At 55.2% G+C, this 21,803-nt stretch carries 28 protein-coding genes; 15 read left to right on the top strand and 13 right to left on the bottom strand.

The window, feature by feature from the left end; translation table 11 throughout:
* Nucleotides 1-8: 8 nt before the first annotated feature.
* From MTC_RS04850 to MTC_RS04835, 4 genes are all read left to right on the top strand, one after another.
* Entirely contained in the window at nt 9-767 is a 759-nt protein-coding gene (locus tag MTC_RS04850; protein ID WP_014405567.1) for a 4-phosphopantoate--beta-alanine ligase, read from the top strand.
* Nucleotides 768-865: 98 nt separating this feature from the next.
* Nucleotides 866-1,159, top strand: a complete 294-nt coding sequence (locus MTC_RS04845) for a glycine zipper domain-containing protein (protein ID WP_014405566.1) — start codon at nt 866-868, stop codon at nt 1,157-1,159.
* An 11-nt stretch (nt 1,160-1,170) separates the two neighbouring features.
* Nucleotides 1,171-1,527 carry a hypothetical protein gene (locus tag MTC_RS04840; RefSeq protein ID WP_014405565.1) on the top strand — a complete coding sequence of 119 codons (357 nt, stop codon included), beginning with the start codon at nt 1,171-1,173 and terminating at the stop codon, nt 1,525-1,527.
* Complete coding sequence (locus MTC_RS04835) at nt 1,527-1,922, top strand: hypothetical protein (protein ID WP_014405564.1); 396 nt, start codon at nt 1,527-1,529, stop codon at nt 1,920-1,922. Before MTC_RS04840 ends, MTC_RS04835 begins: the two co-directional genes overlap by 1 nt.
* A 3-nt stretch (nt 1,923-1,925) precedes the next feature.
* On the opposite strand, the gene larC is transcribed toward MTC_RS04835, so the two are convergent.
* From larC to MTC_RS04820, 3 genes are read right to left on the bottom strand one after another with little or no spacing between them, the layout of a single operon-like run.
* Nucleotides 1,926-2,660: a nickel pincer cofactor biosynthesis protein LarC gene (gene larC, locus MTC_RS04830; RefSeq protein ID WP_052322792.1), complete on the bottom strand. Its 735-nt coding sequence runs from the start codon at nt 2,658-2,660 to the stop codon at nt 1,926-1,928.
* 2 nt (nt 2,661-2,662) lie between these two features.
* The gene (larE, locus tag MTC_RS04825) at nt 2,663-3,481 is read right to left on the bottom strand and encodes an ATP-dependent sacrificial sulfur transferase LarE (RefSeq protein WP_143767200.1); all 819 of its coding nucleotides are present in this window, start codon (nt 3,479-3,481) and stop codon (nt 2,663-2,665) included.
* Between the two features lie 32 nt (nt 3,482-3,513).
* Entirely contained in the window at nt 3,514-4,284 is a 771-nt protein-coding gene (locus tag MTC_RS04820; RefSeq protein WP_014405562.1) for a RecB family exonuclease, read from the bottom strand.
* Nucleotides 4,285-4,411: 127 nt separating this feature from the next.
* Here MTC_RS04820 and MTC_RS04815 point away from each other — a divergent pair, with 127 nt between their 5' ends.
* Together MTC_RS04815 and MTC_RS04810 are read left to right on the top strand one after the other, a co-directional pair.
* Complete coding sequence (locus tag MTC_RS04815; RefSeq protein WP_048189012.1) at nt 4,412-5,617, top strand: YcaO-related McrA-glycine thioamidation protein; 1,206 nt, start codon at nt 4,412-4,414, stop codon at nt 5,615-5,617.
* A complete protein-coding gene (locus MTC_RS04810) occupies nt 5,614-6,285 on the top strand; it encodes a TfuA-related McrA-glycine thioamidation protein (RefSeq protein ID WP_014405560.1) in 672 nt (223 codons plus the stop codon). The genes MTC_RS04815 and MTC_RS04810 overlap by 4 nt, the downstream gene beginning before the upstream one ends.
* Here the strand turns inward: MTC_RS04810 and MTC_RS04805 are convergent.
* The gene (locus MTC_RS04805; protein ID WP_014405559.1) at nt 6,257-6,580 is read right to left on the bottom strand and encodes a hypothetical protein; all 324 of its coding nucleotides are present in this window, start codon (nt 6,578-6,580) and stop codon (nt 6,257-6,259) included. The two genes, MTC_RS04810 and MTC_RS04805, sit on opposite strands and share 29 nt — an antisense overlap.
* Nucleotides 6,581-6,900: 320 nt before the next feature.
* Nucleotides 6,901-7,815, bottom strand: a complete 915-nt coding sequence (locus MTC_RS04800) for an NAD(P)/FAD-dependent oxidoreductase (RefSeq protein WP_014405558.1) — start codon at nt 7,813-7,815, stop codon at nt 6,901-6,903.
* A 154-nt stretch (nt 7,816-7,969) separates the two neighbouring features.
* Between MTC_RS04800 and arsB the strand changes: the two genes are divergently transcribed.
* Nucleotides 7,970-9,094, top strand: coding sequence for an ACR3 family arsenite efflux transporter (gene arsB / locus MTC_RS04795; RefSeq protein WP_014405557.1), 1,125 nt, complete (start codon nt 7,970-7,972; stop codon nt 9,092-9,094).
* 107 nt (nt 9,095-9,201) lie between these two features.
* On the opposite strand, the gene MTC_RS04790 is transcribed toward arsB, so the two are convergent.
* Nucleotides 9,202-9,780 carry a tetrahydromethanopterin S-methyltransferase subunit A gene (locus MTC_RS04790; protein WP_143767074.1) on the bottom strand — a complete coding sequence of 193 codons (579 nt, stop codon included), beginning with the start codon at nt 9,778-9,780 and terminating at the stop codon, nt 9,202-9,204.
* 104 nt (nt 9,781-9,884) lie between these two features.
* Here MTC_RS04790 and MTC_RS04785 point away from each other — a divergent pair, with 104 nt between their 5' ends.
* The 6 genes from MTC_RS04785 (at nt 9,885) to MTC_RS04765 (ending at nt 13,702) form a co-directional block, all read left to right on the top strand.
* Nucleotides 9,885-10,964, top strand: coding sequence for a permease (locus tag MTC_RS04785; RefSeq protein ID WP_014405555.1), 1,080 nt, complete (start codon nt 9,885-9,887; stop codon nt 10,962-10,964).
* A 36-nt stretch (nt 10,965-11,000) separates the two neighbouring features.
* Nucleotides 11,001-11,240: a thioredoxin family protein gene (locus tag MTC_RS04780; protein ID WP_014405554.1), complete on the top strand. Its 240-nt coding sequence runs from the start codon at nt 11,001-11,003 to the stop codon at nt 11,238-11,240.
* 4 nt (nt 11,241-11,244) lie between these two features.
* On the top strand, nt 11,245-11,412 hold the full coding sequence (locus tag MTC_RS13460) for a hypothetical protein (RefSeq protein ID WP_014405553.1): 168 nt from the start codon (nt 11,245-11,247) through the stop codon (nt 11,410-11,412).
* A 40-nt stretch (nt 11,413-11,452) separates the two neighbouring features.
* A complete protein-coding gene (locus MTC_RS04775; RefSeq protein WP_014405552.1) occupies nt 11,453-11,803 on the top strand; it encodes an ArsR/SmtB family transcription factor in 351 nt (116 codons plus the stop codon).
* Between the two features lie 508 nt (nt 11,804-12,311).
* Nucleotides 12,312-13,097, top strand: a complete 786-nt coding sequence (locus MTC_RS04770; RefSeq protein ID WP_014405551.1) for a sulfite exporter TauE/SafE family protein — start codon at nt 12,312-12,314, stop codon at nt 13,095-13,097.
* Nucleotides 13,094-13,702, top strand: a complete 609-nt coding sequence (locus MTC_RS04765) for an amino acid kinase family protein (protein WP_237705973.1) — start codon at nt 13,094-13,096, stop codon at nt 13,700-13,702. Before MTC_RS04770 ends, MTC_RS04765 begins: the two co-directional genes overlap by 4 nt.
* Nucleotides 13,703-13,705: 3 nt before the next feature.
* On the opposite strand, the gene MTC_RS04760 is transcribed toward MTC_RS04765, so the two are convergent.
* From MTC_RS04760 to MTC_RS04745, 4 genes are all read right to left on the bottom strand, one after another.
* Nucleotides 13,706-14,308, bottom strand: coding sequence for a DUF2150 family protein (locus MTC_RS04760; protein ID WP_014405549.1), 603 nt, complete (start codon nt 14,306-14,308; stop codon nt 13,706-13,708).
* 173 nt (nt 14,309-14,481) lie between these two features.
* Entirely contained in the window at nt 14,482-15,864 is a 1,383-nt protein-coding gene (locus MTC_RS04755; RefSeq protein ID WP_014405548.1) for a DHHA1 domain-containing protein, read from the bottom strand.
* 117 nt (nt 15,865-15,981) lie between these two features.
* A complete protein-coding gene (locus MTC_RS04750; RefSeq protein ID WP_014405547.1) occupies nt 15,982-16,584 on the bottom strand; it encodes a lysine exporter LysO family protein in 603 nt (200 codons plus the stop codon).
* Nucleotides 16,581-16,883 carry a LysO family transporter gene (locus MTC_RS04745; RefSeq protein ID WP_014405546.1) on the bottom strand — a complete coding sequence of 101 codons (303 nt, stop codon included), beginning with the start codon at nt 16,881-16,883 and terminating at the stop codon, nt 16,581-16,583. Before MTC_RS04745 ends, MTC_RS04750 begins: the two co-directional genes overlap by 4 nt.
* 127 nt (nt 16,884-17,010) lie before the next feature.
* Here MTC_RS04745 and thsA point away from each other — a divergent pair, with 127 nt between their 5' ends.
* The gene (gene thsA / locus MTC_RS04740; protein ID WP_014405545.1) at nt 17,011-18,657 is read left to right on the top strand and encodes a thermosome subunit alpha; all 1,647 of its coding nucleotides are present in this window, start codon (nt 17,011-17,013) and stop codon (nt 18,655-18,657) included.
* A gap of 244 nt (nt 18,658-18,901) precedes the next feature.
* Nucleotides 18,902-19,225 carry a DUF2098 domain-containing protein gene (locus MTC_RS04735; protein ID WP_048189546.1) on the top strand — a complete coding sequence of 108 codons (324 nt, stop codon included), beginning with the start codon at nt 18,902-18,904 and terminating at the stop codon, nt 19,223-19,225.
* A gap of 2 nt (nt 19,226-19,227) precedes the next feature.
* Here the strand turns inward: MTC_RS04735 and MTC_RS12650 are convergent, their stop codons facing one another.
* From MTC_RS12650 to MTC_RS04720, 3 genes are read right to left on the bottom strand one after another with little or no spacing between them, the layout of a single operon-like run.
* On the bottom strand, nt 19,228-19,830 hold the full coding sequence (locus tag MTC_RS12650; protein ID WP_014405543.1) for a hypothetical protein: 603 nt from the start codon (nt 19,828-19,830) through the stop codon (nt 19,228-19,230).
* 13 nt (nt 19,831-19,843) lie between these two features.
* Nucleotides 19,844-20,179, bottom strand: a complete 336-nt coding sequence (locus MTC_RS04725) for a DUF1894 domain-containing protein (RefSeq protein WP_014405542.1) — start codon at nt 20,177-20,179, stop codon at nt 19,844-19,846.
* Nucleotides 20,180-20,183: 4 nt separating this feature from the next.
* Nucleotides 20,184-21,695, bottom strand: coding sequence for a methanogenesis marker 14 protein (locus MTC_RS04720; RefSeq protein WP_014405541.1), 1,512 nt, complete (start codon nt 21,693-21,695; stop codon nt 20,184-20,186).
* Nucleotides 21,696-21,803 lie beyond the last annotated feature (108 nt).

Here is a 21,803-nt window from a genome sequence, read left to right as displayed (position 1 = left end):
TTCGTACCATGACCGACATTCCTGAGAACCATCCGCGATATTTTTCTCTTGTGACAAGGGAGCTGCTTGTCAAGGGGGTGAAGGATGGCATAGCGAGCATGCAGGGCCTCATAGCGCAGGGGAGGGGCGAGGCGTTTGATTACTTGCTTGGCGAGAGGACGACGGCTTCCGCTATGCAGGCTGAGCGTGTTGCTGTTGCGCTGATGCTTTTAGCAGAGAGGCCTGTCATCTCGGTCAACGGTAATGCTGCCGCCCTCGCCGCAGAGAAAGTCTGCGAGCTTTCTCATGTGCTTAACGCTCCGGTGGAGGTAAACCTCTTCCATAGGACCGAGGAGCGGGTTGCCCGGATAGCCGCCTTATTGAAGTCGAAGGGATGCAGGGTTGTCTATGGGGATCGGCCTGATAGGTTGATACCCGGCCTTTCCCATGAACGTGCGAAGGCAACCTCGATGGGCATCTATGGCGCAGACGTAGTGCTCGTACCGCTGGAAGATGGAGACCGGTGCGAAGCCCTGGTGAAGATGGGGAAGAAGGTCATAGCGATTGACTTGAACCCGCTATCCAGGACGGCCAGGGCGGCCACCGTGACCATCGTGGATAACGTTGTGAGGGCAATGCCTAACATGGTCGCGATGGCAAAAGAGATGAAGGGCATGCCCGCCCGAGAGCTTAGCGCTGCAGTCGAGGGGTTTAGCAACGATAGGGCGCTGGCGCAGGCGCTCGAAGAGATGATGGAAAACGTGATGAAGGCCAGGCGAAATGTATAAAAGTATTACTTAGGCCTGCTTTTACCGCATAAGCGCCTACAAAACATTATTATATTAAGAAATATATTTATTTTTGGTGATCTTGTTTGGAGCAAAATGTGAAGCGCGTGGTGGACACCACGTTCGAGGGCGCGGAAAAGGTAAAAGCCCAGGCGGCCGACGTGCTGGAGGAAGCGGCGCGGAAGCTCCGGGAGATGAGCATTACCGCGAAGGGCGAAGAGCTAAAGGCTGTGCTTGACGACGCGGGCGAAAAGATAGAGCGGCTGAGGGCCGAGGCAGGCCACAAGGTCGAGCCCGTCGAGGGCTTCATCAAGGAGCACCCCCTCATGTCGATTGTCATCGCCGCGGGGGCTGGAGCGCTGGCAGGCGCGCTGCTCGCCAGGCGGGATTAGGAGCGGTCAAGTTGGCTGAAGGCCCCACGGCGAGGCCGTCTGTCGAGGCCGAGCTCGCTAGCATGGTAAAATACCTCGACCTTTACATACGCCAGAAGACCGACCTGTATATCCAGCACTACGTGCTCGACCCGCTGGACTTCGTCTTGCGGCAGGTCATCTACCTGTCGGTGGTCGCGTCGCTCCTCGTCGTGGGGACGCTCTCAATATCCGTGGGCGTCATACTCTTCGTGTCAACGCTGATACCTATTTGGGCCGCACTGCTATTATGTGGCCTTGCATCCTTATTGCTGGCAGCAGGGCTGGCATATTTCATGTTCACGCGCAGGCTATCGCTAAAGACGCCTAAGACCGTGGAGAATGCCTGATGGCGCCGAGGGAGAACGTTACGGAAGCCGACGTGAAGGTCACGGGGGCGCGGCTGGCGGAGGCGTACGCCGGCTTTAAGAAGGCCCTTTTTGGCATTCCGTCGGAGGCCGTGAGGCCGGTGGCCGATACCGTGAAGTCTCACCCATATGTATCGATGGCGGCCGCCGCCAGCGCCGGGTTCGTGGCATATCGCTTGCTGGGCCTGCTCATGCCCCGCGAGAAGACTATAAGGGATGCGGGTATGCAGCCGCAGGCCAAAGTCGAGGAAAGGCGCAGGCCCTCGCTGACGTCGAGGCTCATCTCTGGAGCGGCCGCTTTCGCCGCCCCATATATCATGAGCTATGTGAAAGGCGAGCTGGCCAGGCTTTTTTCAAAAAAGCCTGAAAAAGAATGAGGCTTAGCGGCCCTTACGGGCATTTTTTGGAATCTCCCCGATAATGGCCCTCAAAAGGTTAGGCATCTCAAGGTCTTTTGACCCCGCGCCATATCCAATCCTTTCTACGCGCATGAGGGGCATAGGGCCATAGTATGAGCAAAGCTCTGAGAGGATGGCCGCGCCGGTGGGCGTGACAAGTTCGGCATCCAGCCCCGAGGAATATATGGAGGCGCCCCTTAGCAATTCCAGCGTTGCCGGCGCCGGGACGGGCAGCATGCCATGAGACGTTTTCACGAAGCCGCCCCCCACGTTCACCGGAGAAGAGCACAGGATTTCCGCTCCCGAAGCCTTAAAGCATATGGCCGCCCCGATCACGTCTGCTATCGTATCCAGGGCGCCTACCTCGTGGAAATGAACCTCCTCCACCGGAACGCCGTGAACCCTGGACTCGGCCTCCGCCAGGCGCCTGAATACCCTGCCCGACAAAGACCTGACATCTTCGGGCAGGCCGCTGTTATTGATTATTTCCATGATATCCGCCAGGTGCCTTTCCTCGGCGGCGTCTGGAACGATGACATCGACCTTTGTCCCCGTGATGCCCTTCTTTCTCACCTTCGCGGCGTTGAGGCTAATGCTAAGGCCCAGGCCAGATAGCCCTGATAGAATCGTATCAAGGCCTATCCCCATGTCTACCATCGCGCCGAGGAACATGTCCCCGCTTATTCCTGAAAAGCAGTCAAGGTAAATGGCCTTCATGCCTAGCGCCCTCTCAAGGCCTCGTTCATGCTGCCGCTCCTGAACCCCTCGAGGTCGAGGGCGACGAAGGTGAACCCCGCCTTTTTTACTCGTTCCACTACGTCCGCCCTGTATTTTAATACGTCGGCCATCTCAGTCTCGGGCACCTCTATGCGGGCCAGGTCGCCATGGTGCCTCACCCTTAGCTGGGTGAAGCCAAAGCAATGTAGCGCCGCCTCGGCGTCCCTGACCATCCTTAGCTTATCTTTGGTAATGTGCTCGCCATAGGGCAGCCTCGTGGCCAGGCATGCGCTTGATGGGCTGTCCCACGTCGGCAGGCCCATCTCTCTGGATAGCTCCCTTATCTCCGCCTTGAACAGCCCCGCCTCCCTGAGCGGGCAGCGGATTCCAAGTTCCCTGATGGCTTTCTCGCCAGGACGATAGTCGGCCTCATCATCCTTGTTAGAGCCGTCCGCTATGTAGTCCAGGCCCAGCTTTTCCTTGAGCTCTAAAAGCCTGGCGTATCGCCCTTTCTTGCATATGTAGCACCGCTCGGGCGTGTTTGCGACGAATTCCGCGTTCTCAATTTCTGGAGAGGTGAAGACGATGTGCCTGACGCCCAGGCCTTTCGCTATGGACATGGCCGCGTCCAGGTCCCCCGGTGGCATCGTCTCGGACACCGCCGTCGCCGCTGCCACTCTCTCTACCCCCAGGGTGTCCACCGCGCACTTTAGCAAGAACGTCGAGTCCACGCCGCCCGAGAACGCCACAAGAATGCTTCTCATGTCCTGTAATATGCGCCTGAGGCCTAACAGCTTATGCTCTAGCACGGGGTCCATCATAACCATCATAGTATTTGTGTGCTCCATCATATTCAATCCTGGCGCCCGCAAAATGGGCATAAATATCGATACTCGCACCATGCGCAGAGGCCGCCCACCACCGCGGGGAAGTCGTATTCTCTCTCCGCCCTCTCTATCCTGCGGATGAGGGCAGCGATAGAAGACTTGAGCTCTTCCAGCTTTTCAGGCGTCCTGGCAGACCTGACCTCCAGGCCTTGTATGAGGTAATGCCAGACCAGGTCGACGTGCCCGGCTTCCCTCCAAATATCCCTGACCCCTATCTGGTAAAGGGCTAGCTGCCGGTCCTCTTCAAAAAAGCTCTGGGATGGCACGCTCCTTGATGTCTTATAGTCGTGTATCTCAAGTCGCCCGTTTTTTATTGCAATTCGGTCAACGTATCCTATGAGCCTGTAGCCGTCGATCCTGATGAAGAGCTTCATCTCCAGCCCGAGCGTCTTATCGCCATCGAAGGGCGCGTAGCGGCTAAAGTAGTCTCTCAGGCAGCGCCTCCCTTGCTCTCGATACTCCTCAAGCGTGGTCCCCTTCCTGACCACCTCCACGCCGTCGCTCCATTGTCTGTCCCACGCCTCATCATAGTATGCCAGTACATCGTCGAGCGTGTCTCGCCTGGAGCGCATGAGGTCCGAGTATAGCTTGTGGAGGGCCTCATGTACCCTCTTTCCCATGAATGCCTCGACGTTCTCCGGCAGCCTCTCCGGCTCAAGGCGGTCTACGTAGGCGTACCTGTACTTCAATGGGCAGGCCTCATAAGCCGATAGCCTGGAGTGCGAATACGTAGGCATAACTAGTAATGGATTTACCGCAAATATCAAATGCTTATCGCACGAGCGCCGTGAAAATATTTAGCCTGCGACAGCTTAAATACGGTTCAGCCTCATAGTGTATTCGAGCGGCGGCGATGGTGATGAGATGAAAATAACGCTTAAGAGGACCCCAAAGGGCTACACAAAGGATACCCACCGTGTGGTCCCCCCTGAGGAGACCTTGAAGAGGGTCGAAAAGGTATTGCCCGACATCGGCGTGACAAGGGTGGCAGAGATTTCCGGCCTTGACAGGATTGGCATACCCGTGTACTCCGCCATACGCCCATCATCAGCGAAAGGCGCCATATCGGTCTACGCGGGCAAGGGGGCCACGCCCGTAGAGGCGAAGGTATCGGTCATGATGGAGGCCGTGGAGAGGTATTCATCCGAGTTCCATAATGCCGATAAGAAAAGGGTTGTAATAGGCACCTATAGCGAGGTCTCGAATGGAAGGACGGCGATAAACCCCCAAAGCCTGATATTGCCGGGGATCCTGCTGCCAAACGTCAAGCTTGACTGGATTGACGGCTTTGACCTGATGCATAAGAAGGAGGTGCTGCTGCCGTGTAATGCCGTGTTTCACCCTTACCTTGCACCGTTTAGGCTGTTTAGGAGTAATACCAATGGCCTTGCCTCCGGGAACACCCTTGAGGAGGCCATATTCCATGGGCTGATGGAGGTCGTCGAGAGGGACGCGCTTTCAGTCGCTGAGGCCACCAGGGAGACGGGCAGGGAGATCGTCATCGCTGAGAAGGATGGCCTCGCCTTCGAGCTCTACGATAAGTTTGTGAAGGCAAACGTAGAGGTCAAGCTGTGGTACCTGCCCACGGACTCGGGCATTCCTACAGTTCTCGCTGCCACCGACGATAAGGAGCTTATGGACCCATCGCTGCTGGTCATGGGCGTGGGCACGCACCTGGACGCTCGGATTGCCGTTTTAAGGGCTTTGACTGAGGTTGCGCAGAGCCGTGCAACGCAGATTCAGGGGGCAAGGGAGGACACTGACCGCGAGAGGGTGGTGCGGAGGATAGGGTATGAGCGCATGAAGCGGCTCAACGGGCACTGGTACGCCGATGGCAAGGAGAAGGTCAGGCTTGAGGAGTTGCCCGACCTTTCCACCGACTCCCATAAAGGGGATATCGAGAAGGCGATAAAGATGCTCAAGGGCATCGTTGACGCCGTCGTGGTTACGGACCTTACGCGGGATAACCTGGGAATACCAGTTGTGCGCGTCACCGTGCCCGGATTGGAGATGTACGCCATCGACCGTGAGCGGATAGGCTCCCGCTGTAAAAGGCCTACGCAAAGATGACTAAGGTTATCGTCTATCTGGGCCCCAGCCTTTCCATTGATAAGGCCAGGGCTATCCTGGATGCTGATTACCGTCCGCCCGTGCGCAGGGGCGACCTGAAAAAAGCCCTTGAGGATGGTGCCGGCATCATCGGCATAATTGACGGCGCTTTTTATAGCGATTCGCCGGTCGGGCACAAGGAGATCATTGCCGTCATGAAGAAGGGCGTCGTCGTGGTGGGAGGCTCAAGCATGGGCGCCCTGCGGGCCTCTGAGCTTGACGTTTTTGGAATGATTGGAGTGGGCCGTATCTATGAGTGCTACCGTTCGGGCAGGCTCGTGGCCGATGACGAGGTGGCGGTTACATATAACCCCTTAACAGGAGAGCAGATTTCCGAGCCCCTTGTGAACGTTCGCTACCAGCTTAAAGCCGCAGAACTCGACAGGGTCATCACGGGCGAGGAGAAGAGCGCTCTCATCTCCATGGTGGCGGGCATGTACTACCCGGATAGGGTCTACCCCGCCATCCTGAAGCTCGCCGTGAAAAAAAACATATTGAGCGCAAAAAAGGCTGACGCTCTATCAAGGTACATAGAGGAAAAGCCGTTGAGCCTGAAAGCCGAGGATGCCATAGCTACGCTCAAAAAGATCAAAGAATTATCTAGCTTGGCGTCTCCAAAAAGTCGATAAGCTTCCTGAACTTCTCAGCCCGTTTCGGGGACCTACGCTCCACCATCTCCACGAACGCTTCCTTATACTCTGGCACGATACAGCTCAAGCACTCTTCGCCGTTCTCCACGAGGCCCACCAGATAATCAAGCTCTTCATCAGTCAGCCGCTCGACCCGCTGCACGAAATCCTCCTTAGACTTCGAATAGAACCTGGATAGAGGGGGCAAAATGGACCTATACCTGCTGCCTTCGGGCAGCTCCGGGCACAATTTTCTGAAGATCTGCCAGTCGTATTCGCTCAGCTCTCGCGACATATTAACGTTAAAATGACGGGGCGCGCCTAAATAAGTTTGGCCCTGCGATAATTTATATTATCCTGACGTCGAAGCCCGCGAAGTTCATATGACAAGTGTTAGTCTTCAACCGCGCTTCCAGCCCCGGGATCGCTCAAGCTACTGTTTGAACCTCTGATTAAACAACTACGATTTAGTATATGGCGAGTTCAAGTGCATGAGGCCGGAGAAGGGCACCGAGGTTGTGGAAGGTGGCGGCAAGCGGTGCCGGTAGACTGGAAGTGAGGCGGCCAATGATAAAACCAAAAATTTTGATGCCTTAGCAGGCTAATGGCAGAGGTTTATTTTTTAGCCTTTTTCTTAACGTACATGATGGCGCTCATCGCCGCGCTCGCGCCCTCGCCAACCGCTTTTGATACCTGGTGTATGCCGCTCGTGACGTCTCCTGCAGCGAACACGCCCTCAACGTTCGTGGACTGGTCGGGGCGGCTCACCTCGATGTTGCCCTTATCGTCAAGCTTCAGGCCCAGTTCTTGCGCGAGCAGCGTGTTAGGTATGCCGCCCTCGATGAAAACCGCTTCCACATTCGCCGTCTCAACCGGCCCTTCGTTGGCCTGGAACTTTATGCGCTCGACGTACTCCCTGCCCTCGATGGCAAGCACCCTCGCATCGCCAATGACCCGAATATTACCCGTAGACCTTACCTGCTCGATGTACATGGGGCTGTCCATGTCGTGCTTTTCCGTCAACACCAGTACCTCTTTGCACAGGCCTGCCAGGTATAGGGCGGCCTTCGCGGCAAGGTCTCCGCTCCCCACCATGGCCACAGGCTTGCCCCTATAGAGGTTGCCATCGCAAATGGAGCAATAGGAAACCCCCTTATAGACAAAATCTTTCTCACCGGGTATGTTGAGTTCCCTGTGCTTTGAGCCGGTGGCGACAATGACGCTCCTGCACTTATACTCGTCCACGTCCGAGTATAGCGTGAAAACCTCGCCTGGTATTGCCCTTGTCACATTAGACGTCACGATTTTTATGCCATAGCGCTCCGCCTGGCTCTGGAACTTTTCTATCAGGTCCACGCCCTGGATTGACTCTATCCCCGGGTAGTTCCTTATATCCCCCGCCTTCGCTATCTGGGAGTCGTAAATGTTCCCGAAGACTATGGTTGATAGGCCCGACCTGCCGCAGTATATTGCGGCGGTCAGGCCCGCGGGGCCTGCGCCGATTATGGCCACGTCGTAAATATCGGCCATCCAGATTTCTCCTGAGGTATATTCATCGTCATCTACGAAAGCCTTTGCGTTAACACTTTTTCAAAAAAGAAATGCGAAGATAAGTAATTTCAACACAATTTGAAATAATTTTATTACCTATGAAGTGAATGGATATCTTATACCGGGTGGATAGATGAGCGTATCGTCAAATAATACGGGTGGCGCCGCGAAGGGCGGCCTGGGCTTCATAAGCAAGTATTTGACTGTATGGATACTGCTGGCCATGGCCGCGGGGATTATCTTAGGTAACGTTTACCCGCAGATAGTGCCGATACTGGACTCGGTGCGCATCGAGGAAGTGTCTTTACCCATCGCCATTGGCCTTATCTGGATGATGTACCCGCCCCTGGCGGCGGTAAAGTACGAAGAGCTGTCCAGGTTGAGGCAGCAGGGAAGGGCGCTGGGGCTATCGCTTGTCCAAAACTGGCTCGTAGGCCCTGTGCTCATGTTCGCACTCGCCTGGCTACTCCTGCCCGACCTGCCCGAGTACCGCATAGGGCTGATAATGATAGGGCTTGCACGGTGCATCGCCATGGTGCTCGTGTGGAACCAGCTTGCGGGCGGCGATAACGAGCTCTGCGCCGTGCTGGTAGCCCTGAACTCCATATTCCAGGTCATCTTCTACTCGGTCCTGGCATACGTCTTCGTGACCGTCTTATCGGGCTGGATAGGCGGGGCCACCGCTGGCGTCGTGGTGAACGTCTCCATCTGGCAGGTCGCCAAGGCCGTGTTCATATACCTGGGCATACCGTTCCTGGGCGGCATAATCACGAGGGCGGCTGGCCTGAGGCTCAAGGGCAAGGACTGGTACGATAACGTGTTCATGAAGAAGCTGGGGCCCACGGCGCTCGTAGGCCTGCTCTTCACCATAATAGTCATGTTCTCCCTGAAGGGCGAGTACATCGTGGCGCTGCCCCTTGACGTTTTACGGATCGCCATACCGCTGCTCGTGTACTTCGTGCTGATGTTCGCCATATCGTTCTTCATGTCCTACAAGCTAGGGTTCAGATATGCGGACTCCACGACTCTCTCGTTTACCGCGGCGAGCAACAACTTCGAGCTGGCCATTGCGGTCTCCGTTGCGGTATTCACGATTGGCTCTGGCGAGGCGTTTGCGGCCGTCGTTGGCCCCCTCATCGAGGTGCCCGTCATGCTGGCCCTCGTCCATGTCGCCCGCAGGATAAGCCTCCGGTGGTATCACCCGGACGGGCGTCCTGGCTATATGCCAGTTGTGAGCGGGCCTGGAGGCAGGCCATAAGGAGGCCGGGAATGTTTGAGAAGGCATTGCTTGTGTCGTCGAGAACTGGATGACATCGAAGCCTGTGGTAGTGATAAGGCGAGAGCTTGGCTCAGGCAAATAATATTCTATTTCCAGTCCACGCCAGCCAGCATCTTCTTGCGCCGGCTTTCTTCTACGTAAAAGTATTTCCTCCAGCTCATGGAGTCAATAGGGGGCATGTCAATATCTATGGCCTCCCTCTGGCAGGGGCTGGCTTTAGCTTCGGAGATGAGCGAGTCTATCCTTGCCTGGATGAGCGCCACGTCTTCAACCCCGATCATGTCGATCAACGAAATTCTCTCCCGGTACTCGTGGACGGCCCATAGCGGTATCTCGTCGATGAACGGCAGCGGGCTCCTGCATCCTATTATGCGCCTGTATGGGCCGGACTGCGCTACGCCGTTCTCGTGGAGCATCTTGAAGGCATGGCCCACGAGGTGCTCGCTCTCCCTGCCGCAAAGTATGAGGTAGCGTATGTTCGGGTTTTTCAGCATGTTAGCGATGGCGAGCTGGACCCCAAAGTTCTCGGTCTGGCAGCTTCCGAGTATAGCGTAGCCCCGGAGGTCGAACTTTTCATAGTCGCTTGCCAGGGTGGCGACCGCCACTGGCGACGAGGCATCGCCAAGCTTATATGCATTTATAATCTTATCCCCAACTGGAATCATATCCCTCATAAATATCTAAAGGCTATATTTATCGCTTTCCATTTCAACCATCATTGAAAAAGCTTATATACATAATATTTCAATAACATTTGAAATGTGATGTCATGATCGAGAGCCTGAGCAGTTTAGGCATAACTCTGATAAACGTGGGCATATCGGCAGTTTTAGAATATATATCTTTACACGTGCTCTTCTGCCTCGTGCCCGCGTTCTTCCTGGCGGGCGCCATCGCGGCGCTCTTCTCGAAGGAATCGGTCCTGAAATTCCTCGGGCCGGATGCCAATAAGGTCGTGTCCTATGGCGTGGCGGCCGTGAGCGGCGTATTGCTGGCCGTGTGTAGCTGCACGGTGTTGCCGCTGTTTACCGGGATATACAAGAGGGGCGCGGGCATTGGGCCTGCCACTGCGTTCCTCTTCTCCGCCCCGGCCATCAACATCCTGGCAATAGTCTACTCGGCACAGAAGCTCGGGCTGGATATCGGCTTCGCCAGGGCAGTATGTGCCATTGCGCTTTCCGTCGTGATAGGCGCCATCATGGCACTCCTCTACCAGAAGTCCATGAGCGAGGAAAAGAGCAAACTGAAAGCCGCGCCCTTCATAGTGACGTCGCAGGATGGGGGCGAGAGCGGCTACAGGTACCGCACGCCACTCACGTTCCTTCTACTCGTCATCATACTTATGTTTGGAGGCTGGGCGCTGGACTGGATGATAAAAGGCCCCGTGCTGGCCGCGCTCGTGCTAATAACAGTATATACATCGTACAAATGGTATACGAAAGATGAGCTCAAGGCATGGATGAACGAGACCTGGCTCCTGATAAAAAAGATATTCCCCCTATTGATAGCGGGCGTATTCTTTGGAGCCATCATAATTTACCTGATACCGGTGAGCTTCATCCAGGCCTTCCTGGGCGGCAACGGCCTGCTCTCGGTCAGCGTAGCCTCAGTTTTCGGCGCATTCATGTACTTCTCAACGCTGACCGAGGTGCCAATAGTAGGCCTCCTGATGGCCCAGGGCATGGGCAAGGGCCCGGCGCTCGCCATGCTCCTCTCCGGCCCGGCGCTCAGCCTGCCCAGCATGCTCGTCATCCTCAACATAATGGGGAACAAGAAGGGCCTCACGTATATAGGCCTCGTCATCCTGATGGCAATAATTTGCGGCATGGTCTTCGGAGCAATAATTTAAATAAAGATTGAAACACGATATTCAGAAGGTGAAAGCATGAAAGTCCAGATCTATGGAACTGGATGCGCGAAGTGCAACATGCTCGAAAAGGCCGCGAAACAGGCCATAAGCGAGATGGGCATAAAGGCAGAAGTCGTAAAGGTTAGCGACATAAACCAGATCGTCGAGGCGGGCATCCTCGCCACCCCGGGATTCGCCGTCGAGGGCGAGGTCAAGTCCATGGGACGAGTGCCGTCACTCGACGAAATAAAAAAGTGGATAAAAGCAAAGATGTGATAGCATGGCGAAGGAAGGATGCGCCTGCGGGCTCAATATGGCGGACGTCGCAAGGGGCACGCCCTACAAAGACCTCGGCTTCCGTAAGGTCATCTGCGCGAAGTGCGGCAAGGAGTTCTATACGGATATCAAGGGCAAGACCATGTGCTTCGATTGCGAGAAGTCTCCCTAGAAGGCAAAATTTAAAAGGCATAAATGATAACCTCGTCTGTATGGAAGAATTACAGGGGCTTCAAATCAGCCCCTACCCATTAACTGAAAATGAGAGGAAAGCCCTCAAAGTAATTAAGGAGCACGATTATGGCTCCACCGTGGAGCTATTTAAAGCGCTGGCAGATCCAGCCCGCGTCAGGATAATTGAGGCACTGGGCGTCAGAGAGCTGTGCGTCTGCGTGCTCGTCGAGATGACGGGCCTGAAGTACTCGGCGCTGTCATATCACCTGAAAACCCTGAAAGAAGCCGATATCATATCCTATCGAAAGGACGGAAACTTTCTCATATACTCTTTAACCCAAAAAGGTAAAGCCATACACGATTTTATCGGTAAATCCATGAGACTTTAATTAAATAGAAAAAATTGAGGAGGGTAAACGTTTTTTAGAGGGTAGTGCGGCGATGTATGCCACCGCCGCAAGAGTAGCCATCACCATCAAGGGTGATGGGGAGGGTAATGGATAAGGTGAGGGTCATAATGACCGACGGGCCACGAGGTCCGTCGAATTGTGGGTTGTCCACAATCTGCTCCATCCCTACAATGGCAATTATCGCATGTACGCTCTTATATGTTATTATTTATTTAATTAGATATTAAGCTCTGTGTCCGCAGATTGTGCAAAATCAATCCGAAGCAGGCCGATGCAGGTTTTGCCATATTTATGGCTCTACGAGATATAATTTATCGAAACGTGTGCCCATAAGATATGATTTTTCAAAACATGTCATGAAGCACATATGATTTTTCGGCACATGTGCCGACGGAATATGAGGATGCCGAATGCCAGCCTGCGGTAGCTTAAAGTATGTAGTGGGATAACAGGAATAGCGGCGGCAAGGCGACCTAGAAGGCTCAACATGTGGCTTACTATCGTATTGTTTTTTATTACAGGGGTGGTGTCGGGCACGTTCGGCGGGCTGCTTGGCATAGGCGGGGCAAGCATACTGGTGCCGGCGCTAACGCTCATATTCGGCCTTCCAATCCACCTGGCAATAGGCGTTTCGCTGCTCAATAACGTCGTCGTCTCGTTCACGGCCACGATGAGATACCGTAAGCAGGGCTTGCTCAGCGGGAAAGTCATCCTCATCATGAACGTGGGGTCGGTAGCCGGCATAATCATAGGCACGTTCCTGGCGACCAGAAGCCCCGAGGCCTTCCTCAAGGCGTTGTTCGGGGCCTTCCTCATGTTCATGGCCGCTAACGCCTTTCTTCATAGGAATGCAGTCGAGGGCAGGCCGATAGGCGATCCCTCGCCGGAAGAGAAGGCGGCTCTGTCCGGGCTGGGCTTTATCATGGGCCTGCTGGGCGCCTTACTGGGGCTGGGTGGTGGTACGGTCGCGGTGCCCGTGCTGAACACGCTCTTCAGGATGCCGTTGAAGTACGCCATCGCCAACTCGCTCGCCACGATAATAGTCTCCTCGTCGCTCGGCGCCCTGATTTACTTCTGGCTGAGCTCTGGCACGCTCTTCTCGGCTGAGGAGGCATTAATGACCGCCATCGCCATCATCCCCGGCTCAGCAGTGGGTGCCAGGGCCGGCGCCGTGCTATCCGAGCGCCTCCATGCGAGGTACATAAAATATATTTTTTATGCTTTGCTGCTATATATCGCCTATAACATGATAAAGAGTGGCCTGGGGTGGTGAGGTTGATAGTGCTTAAGGTTGGGGGCAGCCTGTTCGAGCGGGCGGATGAAATGCTAAAAAGGGTTTTGTCTGTGGGAGCGGACGTGCTAGTCGTGCCAGGCGGCGGGCCTTTCGCCGACATGGTCCGGGAGGCCGATGAGAGGCATGGCCTTTCCGATGACGCCGCCCACTGGATGGCCGTGCTTGCGATGGACCAGTACGCATATTACCTCTCCGATAAGGCGGGCATAGAGCTAACCCCCTTGCTCGTCAAAAAACGGGGCGTGCGCATCTTGCTCCCCTATGAGGTCCTGAAGAGACAGGACGAGCTTCCCCACTCCTGGGACGTCACCTCGGACACGATAGCGGCCTGGGCCGCCCTGAAAACCGCATCCCCGATGATAAAGGCCACCGACGTGGACGGGATAATGCTTAACGGCAGGCTGCAGGAAACTGTCAATGCCTCAGAGATAAAGGGCGTGGAGACGTGCGTAGACAGGGCGCTTCCCGGATTCCTTATAAAGCACGGCATGGACGCCCTGATCGTAAACGGCCTCATACCGGGAAGGCTCGAAAACGCGTTGAGGGGAAATCAGGTTGTCGGGACGAAAATAATCGGGAGGTGAGGCTTACTCTTCCTCCTCGTCGGGCTCGTCCGTGTAGTCGATGCCACCCGCGAGCACCGCTGCGATCGTATCAAGCCCGTCGACGCCCTCCGCGACGAAGCTCTCCGGCGGTATCTTCTCGTAGACCTTGTCGCTGTCGAACTTTTTGCCCGCGAGTATTAGCGCCCCCGCCTTTCCCATGAGCTCGAAGGCCTTGTCCATGTCGCCGGCCTCTTCGGCTTTGGCCGCCTCCATCACCAGGTCCTCTATCTTTTGCTTTGGGTCATAATCCCCTGCGACGAAGCACTCGGCTGCTGCGAAGGCCCCGACAAGCGCTGACTGCACCGACTCTATCATGATATCCTTGTCATCGTCCATGGGCTCTACCTTTGCGAGCACGATCTCCTTCATGCCCTGGATGCTATTTGCTGCCTCCTCCTTCGTTATAGTGCCTAGCTGGAGCTTGCCCGTAACCTTGCAGAGCGCGAGGATGACGTCTTCCTCCATGTCCAGGAATACGATGCCCTCCCTGCCCAGGCCTTCGGCGTTGGGGTCTATCTTAAACTTGCTCTCCTTTACCTGGTTTATCCAGTTGTTCCACCTTTCTTGAGAGTAAAACGTGAGCATCCTGATTTCCTCTGTCTAACTTTTAAGATGCATGGGCTGATTAAAAACATTTTCGCTGGCTTATTTATTATTAGATAGTTAGGCACCACATCTTCTTTATGAAATAACGGATGGTTAGGCACCACATCTTTTACTAGAGGCTGAAGGGGATTCTATTTACCGACCATCATATTTTAATCACCCTTCAATTGCTCGCCAATCTTCTTATCAAGGATGGCCAAAAACTCATCCTCCTTACCCTCGGGAATGGTGGCACCGGCGGCTATGTCATGACCGCCGCCAACGCCACCGACCGCGGCAGCCGCCTCGCTGAGGGCCACCGCAAGGTTAAGACCCCTAAGAATCAAATCATGATTACCCCTGGCAGAGACCTTAATGCCACCATCAGACTTAGCCAGGCCAATTATAGGCAGATCCCTGCTAACACAATCCAGGCTAGAACTCATGCCAGCTATGATTCCAACGATGGTCTCCCGTATCTCGCCTTGAGCATTAAAGTATTGAAGGTTAGAGAGCCTACAAACGCCTTTATCCGCTACCAGGTTAAGGCCATTCACCAGGTTATGGCGATGAGCCTCCAAAAGGTCCCTGGCATAGTTGAAAGCCTCCCCACGGTCGCCCATGCACACCGCCAGCCCGACGTCCGCATAGTCGTAGCGCGCCGTGGCGTTCAGCAGCGTTGAATACTCGGAGGCATCCCTCAGCTCGGTACCCGGCTCCTCCTTTAAGAGAGTGTACACCTCGCCCACGAGCCGCTGTATCTTGTGTGCGGGCATGCCGCAGGACATGCAATACTGGAAAAGCTTTGACGTAATGGTTTTTTTCTCATCCGGGAGCAGGTCAATCCACCTGCGCCAGACGTCCGTCTTTATGGGCACCCCCGCCCCCTCGATGAAGGCGATACAGGCGTCTTCGCAGCCGCTGAGGCCGGGGATGAACGGGTCAGAGCTATACTGCAACAGCTTATAGACGGGCCTCGTCTGCCTGCCGAACAGCTTGATGTCCTTCTCGTATGAGATGAAGCCTCTAGATGTGGCCAGTTCCAGTATGTCGCGGTTGACTCCCACTAGGGCGTTGGACCGCATGTCCTGGAGGTCGCCTACCGCCCCGACGATGGCGAGCGTGCTCAGGTCCACGTTATCGCCCAGGCGAAGGGCCAAGAGGAACGCCACTCCGGCGCCGCTTATCTCCGTAGAGCCGTTGAGGCCATAGAGGTGTGGGTTCATGTGGCACTCGTATTCCACGGGCGCCGGCCTATGGTGGTCTGTCACGACCGCGTCTATGCCAAGCGACTTTATCGTGGCGAGGGCGCCGCTCCCCAGGTCGGTGAATATCACGAGCCGGCCGCCGCAGGAGTCCGCTATCGACTTTAGCGCCGCCTCATCAAGCTTTTTAGCGAATCTTGCCTCATAGGGCTTCTGAAGCCTCTCCAGGGCTTTGCACATTATGCCCGCGGAGGTGAGGCCGTCCGCGTCGATGTGCGAGACAACGATTGCTTCATCGCATTTTTTTATCTTCTCCGCGCACTTTTCAGCCGCCTTCTGGAATCGCTGCATCGTTACACTCATTGCAATATGTCATTAATACCGGTTTTGGTAGCGGGCCGAAATTAATTATTTAGAATGCAAAAGCGCTGGCATAGCGGGCAGGCCCTGCATCTCCTTCTGCGAATTTTATAGGGTAGCGAAGAAAGGCACGAGAAATATCACGAGGATGGACAGGATGAAGCCGCTCACGAAGGAGATGACGCTCATCTCGCTTCCCGCATAGCGGACCACCACGGGTAGCGTGGTATCCATAGTCGTGGCACCACCCGGGGCGATGGCGGCCAGCCTGCCAAAAAGGCGCACTACAAGGGGCATTATGACAATGGAAAGCATCTCCCTGAACACGTTAGACAATAACGCCATAGTGCCTATCTGGGCCCCTACGAGGCTCGTAAGCATGACTCCCGATAGGCTGTACCACCCGAAGCCCGCCCCTATCGCCATCGCATAGCGCGGGTCCATGCCGATGAAAAAGCTGACGGAAAGGGCACCAAGGATGCTGCCCGCAGCGATGAAGAGGGGCAGCAGGAGCGTCTTCCAGCCGAGCTTTTTTATTTGAGCGACGACCGATCTGTTCTGGCTCATGTCAAGCCCGATTACAAATAGTAGAAGGCAAAGCATGGCCATGATGAGCGTGTCCAGGCTCGAAGGCCCTGGGGCCAGGCCCAGCACGCCCGCCACTATGCCTATGGCGAGAGCCGATAAGATGACAAGGGCAATAGACGTCATCTCAAGCCATCCTTTAGAAAAAGCTTTTCGAACAGCACGGCGAAGATTATGCTGCCCGCAATGGCTGCCAGGGTGATGAGCAGCGATTGCGCCCCATACACTCCCAAGCTGGATACCACTGCGTCATTCGAGCCAGTCTTGAGGCCCATGAGCAGTATGAGCACGAAGACCATGCCGGTCATGGCCATTGAAATAAGCCTCTTAGCATTTTCAGAGAACTGCCCCTTGATCAAGCCCACGATGACGCCGGCCACGAGCGATGCCATCAAGAGCCCGATATAGGCGACCATGCCGTCCATAATGGGAAGTAAAATATCCATCGACATATTTATAGCTAACCAGCCCTGTGCAGCCTTTAACGAAAATTTATTTATAGAAGTACAATCCTAACAATACCCCGTATCACATTTATGGAGGTATTCAGACTTGGCTGATCAAGCTGGCCAACCAATCTATATTTTAAGGGAGGGCTCCTCCCGCACCCGGGGCAGGGATGCGCAGACATACAACATCATGGCTGCGCTTGCCGTTGCAGATGCAGTGCGAAGCACCCTGGGACCCAAGGGAATGGACAAGATGCTGGTAGACTCTACTGGCAATACCACCGTCACCAATGATGGCGCCACGATTCTAAAGGAGATGGACATCGAGCACCCCGCGGCCAAGATGATGGTCGAGGTTGCAAAGGCGCAGGACCAGCAGGTCGGTGACGGCACCACGACCGCCGTCATCTTAGCGGGCGAGCTGCTCAGGAGGGCGGCCGAGCTCATGGACCAGGCCATACACCCGACGGTAATAGCGGCAGGCTACCGGCTTGCAGCGGCGAAGGCGAACGAGCTGCTGCCCAACATAGCGATACCGGCTGGCGACAGGGGAATCCTCAGGAAGGTCGCCTACACGGCCATGACCGGCAAGAGCGCAAACTCAGTTGGCGAAAAGCTCGCAGACCTGGCAGTCGAGGCCGTCACAGCCATCGAGGAGGACGGCAAGGTGGACGTGGATAACATCAAGGTGGAAAAGAAGACTGGCGGAAGCGTCCACGACTCCACGGTCATCAAGGGCCTGGCGCTGGCAAAGCGCAGGGAAAACCCCGGCATGCCCAAAAAAGTCGAGAACGCCCGGATACTGCTCCTGAACGTGGCGCTCGACATAAAGAAGACCGGGGTCGACGCGAGCATTAAGATAAAATCGCCCGAGCAGATGCAATCATTCCTGGAGCAGGAGGAGGCGATCCTGCGCAGGAAGGTCGAGGCGATTAAGAAGGCAGGCGCTAACGTGGTGTTCTGCCAGAAATCCATCGAGGACCTGGCGGCGCATTACCTGGCGAGAAACGGCATAATGGCGTTCAAGAGCCTGAGCGAGTCGGACATGGCCAAGCTGTCCAAGGCTACAGGTGGCAGGGTGGTCACGAAGATCGAGGACATCGATCCGAATGACCTGGGCTATGCGGAGCTGGTCGAAGAGAGGCTGATAACCGGCGAGGATGAGCTTCTGTTCGTGGAGGGCTGTAAGAACCCGAAGGCTTTGACGGTGCTGCTCCGTGGCGGCGGTTATACGTCAATAGACGAGTATGAGCGTGCGCTTCACGATGCGCTGCGAGTGGTCGGGGTCGTCCTTGAGGATAAGAAGGTAGTGCCCGGCGGAGGCGCGCCCGAGGTTGAGCTTGGCCTGAGGCTGAGGGAGTATGCCTCGACCGTTGGTGGCAGGGAGCAACTCGCCATCGAGGCTTTCGCCAGCTCTCTGGACATTATCCCGAGGACGCTCGCGGAGAACGCGGGCCTGGACCCCATTGACATGCTTGTCGAGCTTAGGAGCAGGCATGAGAAGCAGGATGGGAAGAGCTTTGGGCTTGACGTGTTCCAGGGTAAGGCCGTTGACATGCTGGAGGCTGGAGTTTTGGAGCCTTTGCGTGTTAAGACTCAGGCCATTGGCTCTGCAACCGAGGCCGCCATCATGATTTTGAGGATCGATGACGTCATCGCCTCTGGTGGCCCCGATGAGCGTACCATCAGCGAGGCTAAGGCCGCCGCCCAGCGTCAGATGCGTGGTGGTGGCATGGGCATGGGTATGTAAACCCACGCCCTCTTTTTCACCACAAGGTACACGACATAAACACCAAGTACACAACTTCTTTTAATATTATTTTAAAGCGCGTGGGCATGACCTATTATTTTAAAAATAATTGTGTACTTGGTGTTTATGTCGTGTACCTTGTGGTGAAAAACCTGGCGTTAAAGTAGTGTACCTTGTGGTAAAAAACGCCTTCAAAGAGATTAAGTTTATCTACTCCAAAATTTATTTTATAATGGTGAGCACGATGGAAGCAAGCCAAACCGTCACCGCCACCGACCTTTACGGTAAGCCAATAACGCTCGGAACGACTGTCAAGTACATCTCAACCAGGACAGTGGGCAAGGTCATTGATCTAAAGAAAGAAGAAGACAAGACGTGGGCACTCCTCGACAAGACCCGCTTATACTACGACACACGCTACCTGGAGGTAGCAACCTCCGAGGCCTCGGAAGAAGAAGAGATGACAAAGGTCGACATGGAGGAAGTCGAAAAGAAGATAAAGGAAATGGAAGACGCGCTAAAGGTCAAGGACGTAAACCTGGACATGAGCTGCGAAGGCGGCGGCTGACCTCATTTAGCCTTCCTGGATTTTTTAGGAGGCTTCGGGGCAGGCTCCTCCTTTATGCCCTCGAGCTCGATCGGCTTCGAGTAGTCGTGAAGCCTGGCATCCCTGCCTTCAACGAACGCTTCGATCTCCTTGCGAAGGAGCTTTTCCATCTTTTTTATCGTCTTCTCGTCCCCGCGTATCGCCAACAGCTCACGCTCTATGTCGCACACACCGATGGGCACGTAAATGTCATCCCTCCGCACGATTTGAATGGGATGCTCCTTCGCCAGCTTGATGATGAGCTTCCTGGGGGTGCCGGGCGGTATCAGCAGGTCATAAACGCCCGGGATGATGGGCTTACTATGAAAGTCCTGCTTTTGCTGGATGCCCAGGTATTCTTCGACGGATTTAAGCTGGATGTTCCGCTCCTTGATGAGGCCTTCGATGGTCTCGCCCTTGCTTTCGGCCTTCATTTCCAGCAGCACTTTTGGAGGCACCGAAAACTTCGTGGCGTCGGCCTTCGCCTCCTCAGCGGGCTTTTCCGCGGCCCCCTTATCGGCGGCCCCCTTGACAGTTTCCGCGGCCCCCTTATCGGCGGCCACCTTGACAGACTTCCTGGATGGCATAGCTCTAAACCCCTTACTTTATTTTATCGTCAGCGTGTTTTCTCCATTGCTTCAACGTTATCGTCTTCTCGTAGCTCTTCCTGATGCGCTCGACCTCCTCCGGCACGTTCTTTATGCGCACCACGAAGGTACCCATACACGGCTTCGTGTATGGTATTATCAGGTTATTCGTGTTATCCTCCACCGCTATGGGGACGTACTCGTCCCCCAGGATGCGCAGCCCAAGCACCGTATAGCCTGGCTCCACATAGTACGTCTCCCAATAATTAGAGAGGATGAACTCTTCTGAAGCCTTATACGTTTGATGTGATAATAAAATATCGTAATCATAGTCATTCAAGCATGCCATTTGATCAGCTCTCTACCTTTTTGCCCGCATTCTGCAGCTTCATTCGAGCGCCCATGATGCACTTTCCGCCCCTCTGGCCGCCCAGCGGGTTCTTTGGCGTGCCCAGCGAGTTCATGCACCTCGCCATGACCGCGGCGCCCCTCGCCAGCCCATCATCACAGAAAACCAGGTGGTCGTTGGGGTTCTCGAACAGGCCCATCTCGGCTACCTTTTGAAGTATCAGCGCTGGCTTATCGCCCGTAATACCGGCCCTGCCAGTGATGCCTATGGTCGTCTTGCTGGATATGAGGTTATTCTCCAGAGCCTTCTTCAATAGCCGCTCGGCTATCATGGCGCTGACGAGGTCAAGGGTGGCAAGCATGGTGTTAACGTTATACTTCTTGATGAGCGACGCGCCCACCTCGTTTAATAATGGCAGGTCTTTCCCATTCTCGCCCACCTCGCACCCTATCAGTATGACGCCGTTGTTACGCGCCGCCCTCGGGTTGACCGGCACGGTGCCCCACCAGTTCCTATCATCGGGCACCACCTCTATCTGGATTAACTCGTGCGCCCATTTAGCGTGCTCCTCTATGGCCCTGTCGTTCAGTATTTCGGTGAGCAGGCCTGGCTTCTCGTGCTTCGTAATATCGAGGACGTTGCCGAACTTTCTATCGACGAGGCCTGAGCCTCTCACTATGGCGTCCGGGATGGCCCCGGCCAGGCCGCAATAGTTCCCGATGGTCTTCGCGTAGGGGAATCCATCGTTAGTGATGCGGCCTTTAAGCGTCGTGCCGAAATCTATGCTACACACCGGGTTGCGGAAGTCCACGCCCGCCCACTTGGCAGCCTCCTTTATGCCTGCCGTGGCGAGCTCGCCCTCCATCTCGTTCGCCACTATCTCCACGCCCGTGCTCCCCATGGGCGGGAGCACGCTGGCCACCGCCCCGTCGAAGAAGACCTTATCCAGGTAGGAGAACTTCCTTATGCGGGGGTTCAAGTTTTCCTTGTTCATCGCCGGCGTCATGTTCTTTGGGGGGACGCCCGCCTTTATGCAGCCATCTGCCAGGGCCAGGATGAACGTTCCCACGTCATCCGGCCTCGCGAAGCCCGCCACGACGCCCGTCGAGCGGACCACGAAGTTAAGGTCTTCCTTGATGGTAAGCCCCGCAGCATTGTGTGCCTCCTCGAGCGTCTGCTTGACCAGCTCGCCGACTGACTCCCTGGTAAGCTTCTTGCCGTCGAGCGTCTTGCCGAACACTTTTTCGCCTTCCTTCGGCGGCCTTACGTCCCTGGACATCTTAACGGTCTTGTTTAGCAGGTACGTCTTGCCCGTCTCGAGGTTCGTCGCCGTCAATATGCACTTAGTAGTCGTGTTGCCCATCTCGACGGATGCCACTACGTAATAGGAAGTCGTAGAAAGGTCCACTTTTGCGCTCATCCCTGGAGAGCTCGTCTTCGGAATCAATGACAGGTAGGGGCTTTCCGAGATGTGCGGTTTTGGGCCTAGAAGTCTGCTCAAAGGCTTTAGCTGCATTAAGACCACCGGTGTGTTTAAGGATTTTTCTTGTAATAAGACTATATATTTTGTGCATCGCTCAATAATAAAGGCTGCTATGATGGCCCGGCGTATGGCAGCATATAT

The sequence above is a fragment of the Methanocella conradii HZ254 genome (genome assembly GCF_000251105.1).
Classification (GTDB): domain Archaea; phylum Halobacteriota; class Methanocellia; order Methanocellales; family Methanocellaceae; genus Methanocella; species Methanocella conradii.
This window is presented reverse-complemented; position numbering and strand designations above follow the sequence as displayed.

What these genes read in the sequence shown, in the direction of transcription:
- MTC_RS04850 (WP_014405567.1), top strand. Translation starts at nt 9, where the DNA reads ATGACCGACATTCCTGAGAACCATCCGCGATATTTTTCTCTTGTGACA.
- MTC_RS04835 (WP_014405564.1), top strand. Translation starts at nt 1,527, where the DNA reads ATGGCGCCGAGGGAGAACGTTACGGAAGCCGACGTGAAGGTCACGGGG.
- larC (WP_052322792.1), bottom strand. Translation starts at nt 2,660, where the DNA reads ATGAAGGCCATTTACCTTGACTGCTTTTCAGGAATAAGCGGGGACATG.
- larE (WP_143767200.1), bottom strand. Translation starts at nt 3,481, where the DNA reads ATGATGGACCCCGTGCTAGAGCATAAGCTGTTAGGCCTCAGGCGCATA.
- MTC_RS04820 (WP_014405562.1), bottom strand. Translation starts at nt 4,284, where the DNA reads ATGCCTACGTATTCGCACTCCAGGCTATCGGCTTATGAGGCCTGCCCA.
- MTC_RS04815 (WP_048189012.1), top strand. Translation starts at nt 4,412, where the DNA reads ATGAAAATAACGCTTAAGAGGACCCCAAAGGGCTACACAAAGGATACC.
- MTC_RS04810 (WP_014405560.1), top strand. Translation starts at nt 5,614, where the DNA reads ATGACTAAGGTTATCGTCTATCTGGGCCCCAGCCTTTCCATTGATAAG.
- MTC_RS04805 (WP_014405559.1), bottom strand. Translation starts at nt 6,580, where the DNA reads ATGTCGCGAGAGCTGAGCGAATACGACTGGCAGATCTTCAGAAAATTG.
- MTC_RS04800 (WP_014405558.1), bottom strand. Translation starts at nt 7,815, where the DNA reads ATGGCCGATATTTACGACGTGGCCATAATCGGCGCAGGCCCCGCGGGC.
- arsB (WP_014405557.1), top strand. Translation starts at nt 7,970, where the DNA reads ATGAGCGTATCGTCAAATAATACGGGTGGCGCCGCGAAGGGCGGCCTG.
- MTC_RS04790 (WP_143767074.1), bottom strand. Translation starts at nt 9,780, where the DNA reads ATGATTCCAGTTGGGGATAAGATTATAAATGCATATAAGCTTGGCGAT.
- MTC_RS04785 (WP_014405555.1), top strand. Translation starts at nt 9,885, where the DNA reads ATGATCGAGAGCCTGAGCAGTTTAGGCATAACTCTGATAAACGTGGGC.
- MTC_RS04780 (WP_014405554.1), top strand. Translation starts at nt 11,001, where the DNA reads ATGAAAGTCCAGATCTATGGAACTGGATGCGCGAAGTGCAACATGCTC.
- MTC_RS13460 (WP_014405553.1), top strand. Translation starts at nt 11,245, where the DNA reads ATGGCGAAGGAAGGATGCGCCTGCGGGCTCAATATGGCGGACGTCGCA.
- MTC_RS04775 (WP_014405552.1), top strand. Translation starts at nt 11,453, where the DNA reads ATGGAAGAATTACAGGGGCTTCAAATCAGCCCCTACCCATTAACTGAA.
- MTC_RS04770 (WP_014405551.1), top strand. Translation starts at nt 12,312, where the DNA reads ATGTGGCTTACTATCGTATTGTTTTTTATTACAGGGGTGGTGTCGGGC.
- MTC_RS04760 (WP_014405549.1), bottom strand. Translation starts at nt 14,308, where the DNA reads ATGCTCACGTTTTACTCTCAAGAAAGGTGGAACAACTGGATAAACCAG.
- MTC_RS04755 (WP_014405548.1), bottom strand. Translation starts at nt 15,864, where the DNA reads ATGCAGCGATTCCAGAAGGCGGCTGAAAAGTGCGCGGAGAAGATAAAA.
- MTC_RS04750 (WP_014405547.1), bottom strand. Translation starts at nt 16,584, where the DNA reads ATGACGTCTATTGCCCTTGTCATCTTATCGGCTCTCGCCATAGGCATA.
- MTC_RS04745 (WP_014405546.1), bottom strand. Translation starts at nt 16,883, where the DNA reads ATGGACGGCATGGTCGCCTATATCGGGCTCTTGATGGCATCGCTCGTG.
- MTC_RS04735 (WP_048189546.1), top strand. Translation starts at nt 18,902, where the DNA reads ATGGAAGCAAGCCAAACCGTCACCGCCACCGACCTTTACGGTAAGCCA.
- MTC_RS12650 (WP_014405543.1), bottom strand. Translation starts at nt 19,830, where the DNA reads ATGCCATCCAGGAAGTCTGTCAAGGTGGCCGCCGATAAGGGGGCCGCG.
- MTC_RS04725 (WP_014405542.1), bottom strand. Translation starts at nt 20,179, where the DNA reads ATGGCATGCTTGAATGACTATGATTACGATATTTTATTATCACATCAA.
- MTC_RS04720 (WP_014405541.1), bottom strand. Translation starts at nt 21,695, where the DNA reads ATGCAGCTAAAGCCTTTGAGCAGACTTCTAGGCCCAAAACCGCACATC.